This window comes from Streptomyces sp. NPDC088350 (genome assembly GCF_044753545.1).
In the GTDB taxonomy this organism is placed as follows: domain Bacteria; phylum Actinomycetota; class Actinomycetes; order Streptomycetales; family Streptomycetaceae; genus Streptomyces.
This window is the reverse complement of sequence record NZ_JBIVNL010000029.1, coordinates 1-11,074: the sequence shown is the minus strand read 5'-3', so window position 1 is coordinate 11,074 and position 11,074 is coordinate 1. Positions and strand designations below refer to the sequence as shown.

The following is an 11,074-nucleotide window of genomic DNA, read 5'->3' as shown; positions in this document are numbered from 1 at the left end:
CCAACTCACCAATCGAATGACCACCCACAACCTCAGGCCGCACCCCCAACGCCGACACCAACTCGAACAACGCCACCTCCAACGCGAACAACGCCCGCTGCGCATTACCCGTCCGGTCCAACCCCTCCCGATCCACATCCACATCCCCGATGCCGAGCAGACCCCGCACACGGTCGTAGGCCTCCGCGAACACAGGAAACGCCTCATACAACTCCCGCCCCATACCCACCCGCTGAGACCCCTGACCGGCGAACAACACCCCCAGCCGCCCCCGCCCCACCGCACCCGACACCACACCGGCAACCGGCTCACCCCGCACCACCGCACCCAACCCCGCCAACACCTCACCCCGCTCCCCCGCCACCACCACCGCACGATCCGACAACCCCGCACGACCCACACCCAACGCAAAACCCAACTGCGTCACGCTCACCTCGGGATGACGTTCGACGAAGCCCAGCAGCCGCTGCGCCTGTGCCCGCAGGGCCGCGTCACCTCGCCCCGACACCAGCAGCGGCACCACACCCCCCGGCACCGCCGGAACCACATCCTCCGCAGGCTCCGGAGCCTGCTCCAAAATCACGTGAGCATTCGTCCCACTCACCCCGAACCCCGACACCCCCGCCCGACGCGGACGACCCACCTCCGGCCACGGCTGCTCCCCGGTCAGCAACTCCACCGCACCCGCCGACCAATCCACCTCCGGCGTCGGCTCATCCACATGCAACGTCCGCGGCAACACCCCGTGCCGCAACGCCATCACCATCTTGATCACACCAGCCACACCCGCAGCCCCCTGGGTATGGCCGATGTTCGACTTCAACGAACCGAGCCACAACGGACGGCCCACCGGCCGCCCCTGGCCATACGTAGCCAACAACGCCTGCGCCTCGATCGGATCGCCCAGCGCCGTACCCGTACCGTGCGCCTCCACCACATCCACATCGGCAGCCGACACACCCGCACCAGCCAGCGCCTGCCGGATCACCCGCTGCTGCGACGGACCATTCGGCGCCGTCAGACCATTCGACGCACCGTCCTGATTCACCGCACTGCCCCGCACCACCGCCAACACCCGATGACCGTTGCGCTGCGCATCCGACAACCGCTCCACCAACAGCACACCCGCACCCTCGGAGAAGCCGGTGCCGTCCGCGGCGGCGGCGAACGCCTTGCAGCGTGCGTCGGACGCGAGTCCGCGCTGGCGTGAGAAACCGATGTACGCCCGGGGTGTTCCCAGCACGGTGACGCCGCCGGCCAGCGCCATCGAGCAGTCTCCGGCCCGTAGGGCCCGTGCGGCCAGGTGGAGGGCCACCAGGGAGGCGGAGCATGCGGTGTCGACCGTGACGGCGGGGCCTTCGAAGCCGAAGGTGTAGGAGATCCGGCCGGACAGGACGCTCCCGGCGCCGGAGGTCATGAGGTAGCTTTCCAGCTCTTCGGGCAGCTGTGGCAGTTCGGCCCCGTAGTCGCTTCCCGCGAAGCCGGAGAAGACACCGACGTCCTTGCCGCGCCACATGGTCGGGTCGATGCCCGCCCGTTCGAACGCCTCCCAGGCGAGTTCGAGCATGATGCGCTGTTGGGGGTCCATGGTGACCGCTTCGCGGGGGGAGATCCCGAAGAAGCCGGCGTCGAACTCCCCGGCGTCGTGCAGGAATCCGCCCTCGCGCACATAGCTGGTGCCCCGGTGGTCGGGGTCCGGGTGGAAGAGGTTCTCCAGGTCCCAGCCGCGGTTCGACGGGAAGCCGGTGATGCCGTCCCGTCCCTGGAGCACCAGGTCCCACAGCTGTTCCGGGGAGGACACCCCGCCCGGGAGCCGGCAGGCCATCGCGACGATGGCGATCGGTTCGGACCGCTCGGCCTCCAGCTCGCGGACCCGCTTCTGGGAACGGCGGGCGTCCGCCAGTACGCGCTTGAGGTATTCGCGTAGCTTCCCGTCATCTGCCATGGGAGTCAGCTCCTGAAGGAAACGGTTGCGTCTGCTGAAGGGTCGGCCGGTGTGTCCCGTCGTGCGGGGACGGCCGGTCAGGACGTGCCGAACTGCCGGTCGATGAGTTCGAACAGGGCCTCGTCGGTCGCGGTGTCCACGTCGAACTCGTCGTCCTCGCCGGTGGTCGAGGTGGCGTCCGTGGTGATGTTCTCCCACTGCTCGACCAGCAGGTGGAGGCGGGCCAGCACCTTGGCGCGGGTCGAGGCGTCGGGTGTCACCTCGGCCAGGGTGGCGGCCACGGTGTCGAGTCCGGCCATCAGCACCTCGGAGGTGTCGACCTCCTGGCCCAGTTCGGCGAGCAGGAAGCGGGCCAGTGCCGCGGGTGCGGGATGGTCGAAGACGAGCGTGGCCGGGAGCCGTACTCCGGCTCGGCGGGAGAGCCGGTTGCGCAGCTCGACGGCGGTGAGCGAGTCGAAGCCGATCTCCTTGAAGGGCTGGTGGGGTTCGACGGCCTCGGCCGAGGAGTGTCCGAGGACGGCGGCGGCCTCCTGCTGGACCATGTCGAGCAGGATCTGCTCCTGCTGGCCCGCGGTGGCCCTGCCCAGCCTGCCCATCAGGTCGTCCGTGCCGGCCGCCGCGTTGTCCACGGCCCGGCGCGGGGCGCGGACCAGGGCGCGCAGCAGCGCGGGCAGCGAGCCGGAGCCGGCCAGGGCGCGCAGGGCCGCGAAGTCCATGTGGGCGGGGACCAGCACGGTGTCGGGTCCGCGCAACGCCGTGTCGAACAGCTCCATGCCCTCGGGGACGGAGAGGGCGAGCATGCCGCCCTTGGCCATGCGCCGCTGGTCGGTGTCGTCGAGGTGGGCGCTCATGTCGGTGACCTGTCCCCACAGTCCCCAGGCGAGCGAGAGGGCGGGCAGGCCCCTGGTGTGGCGGTGGCGGGCCATTGCGTCGAGGAAGGCGTTGGCCGCGGAGTAGTTGCCCTGGCCCGGGGAGTCGAAGGTGCCGGCTCCGGAGGAGAAGAGGACGAACGCGGCGAGGTCGAGGTCCTGGGTCAGTTCGTGCAGGTTGAGCACGGCGTCCACCTTGGGGCGGAACACGGCGTCCAGCCGGTCCGGGGTCAGGGTGGTGATCACCCCGTCGTCCAGCAGTCCCGCGGTGTGCACCACGGCGGTGAGCGGGGCGTCCCGCGGGATCGAGGCGAGGAGTTCGGCCACTGCCTCCCGGTCGGCGACGTCGCAGGCGACCGTGCGCACGGTGGCTCCCAGGGCCGCGAGCTCGTCCTCCAGCGCTGTCGCTCCCGCGGCTCCTCTGCCGCGCCGGCCGGCCAGGACGACGTTGCGCAGCCCGTGTTCGGTGACCATGCGCCGGGCCACCAGGCGGCCCAGTGTGCCGGTGCCGCCGGTGACCAGGACGGTACCGGCGGTGTCGAGGGACCGGGGCAGGGTGAAGACGTTCTTGCCGATGTGCCGCGCCTGGCTCATGTACCGGAAGGCGGCCGGGGCACGTCGCACGTCCCAGTTGGTCAGCGGCAGCGGGTGCAGTGCACCCCGGTCGAACAGCTCGACCAGTTCGCGCAGCATCTCCCCGATCCGGTCGTTCCCCGCCTCGTAGAGGGAGAAGGCCTGGTAGGAAACGCCGGGGTGGGCTGAGGCGACCTCTTCGGGACTACGCAGGTCGGCCTTGCCCATCTCCAGGAACCGGCCTCCGCGGGGCAGCAGCCGCAGCGAGGCGTCCACGAACTCCCCGGCCAGGCTGTCCAGCACCACGTCGACGCCCCGGCCCTGGGTGTCCTCCAGGAAGCGCCGTTCGAACTCCAGGGTGCGCGAGTTGCCCAGCCGCTGCCCGCCGATTCCGGTGGCGAGCACGGCGTCGCGTTTGGCGGGGCCGGCGGTGGCGAACACCTCGGCGCCCCAGTGCCGGGCGAGTTGCACGGCGGCCATGCCGACTCCGCCGGCGGCGGCGTGGATCAGTACGGACTCACCGGAGCGCAGACCGGCGAGGTCCCGCAGGCCGTAGTAGGCGGTGAGGAACGCCATCGGCACGGTGGCGGCCTGCTGGAAGGACCAGCCGTGCGGGACTCTGATCACTGTGCGGTGGTCGGCGACGGCCAGCGGGCCGACGGCGTCGGGGAACAGTCCCATCACGCGGTCGCCGACGGTGAGCCCGTCCACGCCGGGGCCGACCTCGGTGACCACTCCCGAGCCCTCGTTGCCGATGGTGGCGTCCACCCTGTTCATGTCCAGCGCGACCAGGACGTCCAGGAAGTTCAGTCCCGCCGCCCGTACCTCGATGCGGACCTGACCGGCTGTCAGTGGCTGTAGAGCGGCGGGCGCGGGGTGCAGCGCCAGCCCTTCGAGGGTGCCGTCGGTGCCGGGCTCCAGCCGCCAGGCCGTCGCGCCGGCGGGGGCGGTCAGCGCCGCGACGGTGTCGGCGCGGGTCAGGCGACGGGCGTGGCGGACGCCGTCGCGCAGGGCCAGTTGGGGTTCTTCGCCGGTGAACACGCCGGGCAGCAGGGTCAGCGAGGCCTCCGCCCGGTCGGTGTCGACCAGTGTGATCCGCCCGGGGTTCTCGGCCTGCGCGGACCGCAGCAGACCGCACACGGCCGCGGCGGCGGGGTCGGTCAGCTCGCGGTCGTGGTGTACCGCCACCGCGCCGTGGGTGAGCACGAGCAGCCGGGTGTCGTCGAGTTCGGGTGCGGCCAGCCAGGTCTGGAGCAGTTCCAGCACCTGTCCGGTCATCTCCCGTACGCCGGCTGCGCTCGGCTCGGGGTCGGCCGAGGTCAGTTCGAGGAGCAGTGCCTCGGGCACGCCCAGGTCGGCCGTCTCGACCAGTTCCCGGATGTCCTCGGCGGTCTCCACCGGTACGGGATGCGGTCGGGCCTCCTGGGTTTCGGCGGCCGGTGCGGGCAGTTCGTCCCAGCCGACGCGGAAAAGGCGCTCCCGCGCGGGAGAGGCTTGGGTGTCCAGTTGTCCGGTGGTCACCGGCCGGGAGACCACCGATCCGACGGCGGCGACGGCGGTGCCGCCGGTGTCGGCCAGGTGGACGGCCACTCCCTCGGGGCCGTTCGGGGTGATGCGGACGCGCAGCGCGGATGCCCCGGCGGCGTGCAGGGCGACCTCGCGGTAGGCGAAGGGCAGCGCGAGTTCGGGCTCGGCGCCGCCCAGGTCGCGGAAGGAGAGGGCGTGCATGGCGGAGTCGAGCAGCACGGGGTGCAGGCCGAAGCCGTCGGCCGAGAGTCCCTGGTCCTCGGGCAGTTCGACCTCGGCGAACACCTCGTCGCCCCGGGTCCACACCGCGCGCAGTCCCCGGAAGGCCGGTCCGTAGCCGTAACCGGCGGCGGCCATGTTCTCGTATCCCTCCATCACCCGCTCCGCTTCCACGGGGACCGCCCCGGCCGGGGGCCACTGGGCGAGGCCGGTGTCCGGCGGGGTGGCGGGGGCCGGGGCCAGGGCGCCGGTGGCGTGCCGTGTCCAGGCCGCTCCCGGTCCGCTTCCCTCCGCGCGGGAGCGCACGGTGAGCGAGCGCCGGCCGGCGTCACCGGCCTCGCCCACGAACACCTGAAGCCGTACGCCGTCGCCCTTGGCCAGGGTGAGCGGTGCCTCGATGACGAGTTCCTCCACCGCGCCGCAGCCGACCTCGTCACCGGCGCGTACCGCCAGCTCCACGAACGCCGCCCCGGGCAGCAGTACCGTGCCCGCCGCCGCGTGGTCGGCCAGCCACGGATGCGACCGCAGCGAGAGACGGGAGGTGAACAGCACCCCGCCGGATTCGGAGACCTCGGTCACCGCGCCCAGCAGGGGGTGCTGGGCCGGTTCGAGCCCGAGTCCCGCGGCGTCGCCGGGGGTCTGGGCCGATTCCAGCCAGTAGTGCCGCCGTTGGAAGGCGTACGTGGGCAGATCGTCGACCCGGCTCGGCTCCCAGGCGGCGAACAGTGTGGACCAGTCGACCGGCAGCCCGCCCGCATGGGCTTCGGCGAGCGAGGTCATGAAGCGCCGCGCACCGCCCTCGTCGCGCCGCAGCGAACCCACGGCCACCGCGTCGGCCTCGGTGTCCTCGAAGACCTGCTGCATGGCCGTCACCAGCACGGGGTGGGCGCTGGACTCGACGAAGAAGCCGAACCCGTCGGCGAGGAGTTCGCGGACGGCGCCCTCGAAGTTCACCGGCCTGCGCGCGTTGCTGAACCAGTACTCGGCGCCCAGTTCGCCGGTGTCGAGCACACCGCCGGTGACCGTCGAGTAGAAGGGGATGTGTCCGCGGCGCGGGGTGATGTCGGCGAACATCGCCAGGATGCGGTCCCGCAACGGATCGACCTGGGCGCAGTGCGAGGCCACCGTGGAGCCCACGACCTGTGCCCGGAGGCCGTCGGCCCTGCAGTCGGCCACGAACTCCTTCAACGCGGCCACCTCGCCCGCCACGGTCACCGCCGAGGGGCCGTTGCGTCCGGAGATCACCAGCCGTTCGCCCCAGGCCGTCAGCCGCCGCTCCACGGCGTCGGCCGACGCGGCGACGGAGGCCACCGCGCCCTTGCCCACCAGTTCCTCGGCGAACAGCGCGCTGCGCAGGACGACGATCCTGGCGGCCTCCTCCAGCGACAGTGCCCCGGCCACGTACGCCGCCGCGATCTCGCCCTGGCTGTTGCCGACCACCGCCGCCGGTGCCACCCCGGCCGCCTCCCACACCGCCGCCAAGGACACGTGCACCGCGAACAGTGCCGGTTGCAGGACCTCTATCCGGTCCAGGGACGGAGCTTCGTCGGTTTGCCGGATCACGTCGGTGACGGACCAGTCCACCAGGTGGCGTATCGCGGCGTCGCACTCGGCGAACCGGGCGGCGAACACCGGTGAGGAGGCGAGGAGTTCGGCCGCCATGCCCGGCCACTGCGAGCCCTGGCCGGGGAAGACGAAGGCGATGTGCCCGGTGGCCGGGCCGGTGCCGCGAACCACCTCGGGTGCGGGGGCGTTGCCGGCCAGCGCCGTCAGGCCGCTCAGCGCGGCGTCCCGGTCGGCGGCCAGCACGACGGCGCGTTGCTCCAGCGCCGTGCGCCCGGCAGCCAGCGACCAGCCGAGGTCCGGCAGGGGCACGCCGGGGCGTTCCTCCAGATACGACAGGAGGCGCTGGGCCTGGGCGTGCAGTGCCGGCTCGCTCCGCCCGGAGACTACGAGCGGCACCGGGGCGTCGTTCAGCACCGGCGGCGTCGACGAGGGCGACTGGTCCATGGCGAGGGCCGGGCCGGTCGGGGTGCCGGCCGCGGCGGGCTGGGGGGCCGGGGGCTCTTCGAGGATGACATGGGCGTTGGTGCCGCTGATGCCGAAGCCCGACACGGCGGCCCGGCGCGGCCGACCCGTCACCGGCCACGCCTGTTCGTCGGTCAGGAGTCGCACGGCGCCCACCGACCAGTCGACCTGGGGCGTGGGCGTGTCCACATGCAGGGTGCGCGGCAGCACTCCGTGCCGCATGGCCATCACCATCTTGATCACACCTGCCGCGCCGGCCGCGGCCTGGGTGTGGCCGATGTTCGACTTCACCGACCCCAGCCACAACGGACGGTCGCGGTCCCTGCCGTACGTGGTCAGCAGGGCCTGCGCCTCGATGGGGTCGCCCAGCGCCGTGCCCGTACCATGGGCCTCCACCACGTCCACGTCGGCGGCCGACAGCCGGGCACTGCTCAGCGCCTGCCGGATGACCCGCCGCTGGGAGGGGCCGTTCGGTGCTGTGAGCCCGTTGGACGCACCGTCCTGATTCACCGCCGAGCCCCGCACCACTGCCAGCACCGGGTGCCCCGCGCCGACGGCGTCGGACAGCCGTTCCAGCAACAGCACACCGGCGCCTTCGGAGAACCCGGTGCCGTCCGCAGCGGCGGCGAAGGCCTTGCACCGTCCGTCGGGGGCGAGTCCGCGCTGCCGGGAGAAGCCCACGAAGGCGTCGGACTCCGCCATCACCGTGACCCCGCCGGCCAGTGCCATCGAGCACTCGCCCGCCCGCAGGGCCTGTGCCGCCAGATGCAACGCCACCAGGGACGACGAACACGCCGTGTCGATCGTCACGGCGGGGCCTTCGAGGCCGAGGGCGTAGGAGACCCGACCGGACAGCACGCTTCCCGCGCCACCGGTGAGGATGAACCCCTCCAGTCCTTCGGGGACTTCGGCCAGATGGGCCCCGTAGTCGTGGAAGGCGATCCCGGAGTAGACGCCGACGTCCTTGCCGCGCTGGGTGGTGGGGTCGATCCCGGCCCGCTCGAACACCTCCCAGGACAGCTCCAGCATGATCCGCTGCTGGGGGTCCATCGCCACGGCCTCCCGCGGGGAGATGCCGAAGAAGCCCGCGTCGAACTCACCGGCGTCGTGCAGGAAGCCGCCTTCCGAGGCGTAGCTGGTGCCGGGGTGGTCGGGGTCGGGATGGAACAGGTTGTCCAGGTCCCAGCCGCGGTTCACCGGGAAGCCGGTGATGCCGTCACCGCCGGTGGACACCAGCTCCCACAGCTGCTCCGGGGCGGTCACCCCGCCCGGCAGCCGGCACGCCATTCCGACGATCGCGACGGGAGCGGAGGCGGCAGCGACCGCCTTGTCGTACTCGTGCTTCAGCCTGGCGTTGTCCTTCAGCGAAGCGCGCAGGGCTTCGACGATCTGTTCACTCTGGCTGCTCATGGCCGCTCCCACCGTTTCGAGTGCGCGATCACAACTGGGTTCCGTCGAACGCCCGTTGGACCAGCCCTGCGATGTCCATTCCATCGATCAGGTCGAGCTCTTCGTCGGCGGACGGCCGGTCCTCGTCCTGTGCGACCGCCTCGGTCCTGGCCATCGAGCGCAGCGCGTCGAGCACTCCGGCCTCGCGGAACCGGCTGAACGGCACGGAGGCCAGCACCCTGCGGAGCTCCTCCTCGTCGGCCTCGGTCGCGTCCTCCGTGCCCTGGTCGCCCAGGAGTTCGGTGCGCAGGTACTCCACCAGCGCGTCGGGCGTGGGGTAGTCGAAGACGAGGGTGGCCGGCAGCTTGGTGCCCAGAGCGGCGCCGAGGCTGTTGCGAAGGTTCACGCCGGCGAGGGAGTCGAATCCCATCTCCTGGAAGGCGCGTTGCGGTTTGATCGCCTCGGCTCCGCTGTGTCCCAGGGCGACCGCCGCGTTCTCACGCACCACCTTCATGAGCGCGCGTTCCCGCTCGGCGTCGGAGCCCGTGGCCAGTTGACGCAGGAACTCCGAGGCGGACTCGTCGCCGGACTCGTCCTGCCGGAGGCTGTCCACGATGTCCTGGACGCCTGGCAGGTCACCGATCAACGGGCTGGGCCGCAGGGAGGTGAACGCCGGCACGAACGCCGACCAGTCGACGTCCGCGACGGCCACGAGCGTGTCGTCGTTCCGGACGGCTTGTGCGAGGGCCGCCATGGCCGCCTCCGGCGCCATCGGCAGCACACCGCGGCGGCGCAGCTGCTCCTGGGCCGTGGCGTCGGAGGCCACACCGAAGCCGTCGATGACGCCCCAGGCCACGGAGGTCGCCGCCAGCCCTCTGGCGCGGCGACGCTCGATGAGCGCGTCCATCTGGGCGTTGGCCGCACCGATCAGTCCCTGACCGCCACCGCCCCACACACTGGCGACCGACGAGAAGACCACGAACAGGTCCAGTTCCCGCTCCGCCAGGAGCGCGTCGAGATGGAGCAGTCCTTCGGCCTTGGCCGCGAGCGTCTCCGCCAGTTCGTCGACGCCGGTGGCGTCGGCCTGGGTGATCCGCGCGAGGTCGGCGGTGTGGACGACCCCGGTGAGCTCGGGCGACGCGGCGGGGCCGGTGAGCAGTCGCTCGACCGCGTCCCGGTCGGTGAGGTCTGTCGGACACACCGTCACCTTCGCGCCCCGGCCGCTCAGCTCGTCCCGCAGGGCCACGACATGCGGCGCTTCCGCGTCGTCCGGTGCGACGGTCAGCACCAGGTGCTCGGCACCGGCGCCGGCGAGCCAGCGTGCGGCATGCCTGCCGAGGCCCTCCGTTCCGCCGGTGACCAGGACGGTGCCCCGTGGCCGCCACTCCGCCTTCACTCCACCGGCGGACAGCGGGTGGCTCCGCATCCTGCGCACGAACGCGCCCGTGGCACGGATCGCGAGCTGGTCCTCATCGCCCGGACCGGCCAGCGCACCGAGCAGGGTCCGGGCGGCCCGGTCGTCGAACACGTCCGGAAGGTCCAGCAGCGCCCCCCACCGGTCCGGCTGCTCCAGCGCCACGGCCAGCCCCAGCCCCCACACCGCCGCCTGCTCGGGGGATCGGAGCGCATCCGAAGCGCCGACGCTCACCGCGCCCTTGGTAGCGCAGTAGAGACGAGGCCCGGAGCCGATGTCGCCGAGGGCCTGCAGGAGACCCAACGTCGCCGCGACCCCCTCGGTGAGCGTCGCGGAGCCGGGCCGTAGGCGCTCGTCGAGGGCGAGCAGCGACAGCACTCCGGCGATGTCCTCCTGGCCCGCCAGCGCCTCGCGCAGGTCTTCGGCGAAAGCGGCGCGGTCCGTCGAGCCGGCCGCGTCGAGCCACAGGAGCCTGGTCCGCAGGCCCTGGCGTCGCAGCACCGAGGCCACCTGGGCCGCGTAGTCCTCGTCGCGGCAGCCCTGGGGCAGGACGACCAGCCAGGTGCCTGCGGGTGAGCCGGACGGTGCGGCGGGCAGCGGTTTCCAGGCGACCTGGTAGCGCAGTCGGTCGGCCGCGGACTTCTCGTCGCGGTCGCGTCGCCAGGCCGACAGCACGCCCAGCGCACCGCGCACCGCGTCCAGCGCCGCGCGACCGTCCTCGCCGTCACCCAGGTCCAACGCCTCGGCGACCGCGCTCGGATCCTCACGTTCGACCGCGGCCCAGAAGCGGGCGTCGGTGTCGTCGGCCGCACCGGCCGGGCTCGGGTGAGGAACGGGCCGGGTGTCGTGCAGCCAGTAGTGCTCCCGCTGGAAGGCGTAGGTCGGCAGGTCCGGTGTGACGGCGGGGAGGGTCATGCCCCCGTACAGGGCGGTGAAGTCGACCTGCACGCCTGTCACATGGAGCTGCGCCAGAGCGGACATCAACGCGCGGGTCTCGTCGCCTTCCCGGCGCAGAGCCGGTACGAACACGGCCCGCTCGCCCTCACCGTCACCGTCCAGACACTCACGGCCCATCGCCGACAACGTGCCATCCGGACCCAACTCCAACAA

At 72.2% G+C, this 11,074-nt stretch carries 3 protein-coding genes; all 3 read right to left on the bottom strand.

Features of this window, described 5'->3' with window-relative positions; all coding sequences use genetic code 11:
• Positions 1 to 1,945: type I polyketide synthase (locus tag ACIQBL_RS48015; protein WP_401955353.1), on the bottom strand; the 1,945-nt coding region annotated here is incomplete at its 3' end.
• A 77-nt stretch (positions 1,946 to 2,022) separates the two neighbouring features.
• Positions 2,023 to 8,655, bottom strand: a complete 6,633-nt coding sequence (locus tag ACIQBL_RS48010; RefSeq protein WP_401955351.1) for a type I polyketide synthase — start codon at positions 8,653 to 8,655, stop codon at positions 2,023 to 2,025.
• The coding region (locus tag ACIQBL_RS48005) for an SDR family NAD(P)-dependent oxidoreductase (RefSeq protein WP_401955349.1) at positions 8,600 to 11,074 on the bottom strand (2,475 nt) is incomplete at its 5' end. The genes ACIQBL_RS48010 and ACIQBL_RS48005, both read right to left, overlap by 56 nt.

Bases quoted from the DNA above. Each gene is read 5' to 3' on its own strand.
- ACIQBL_RS48010 (WP_401955351.1), bottom strand. From the start codon at position 8,655: ATGGAATGGACATCGCAGGGCTGGTCCAACGGGCGTTCGACGGAACCC.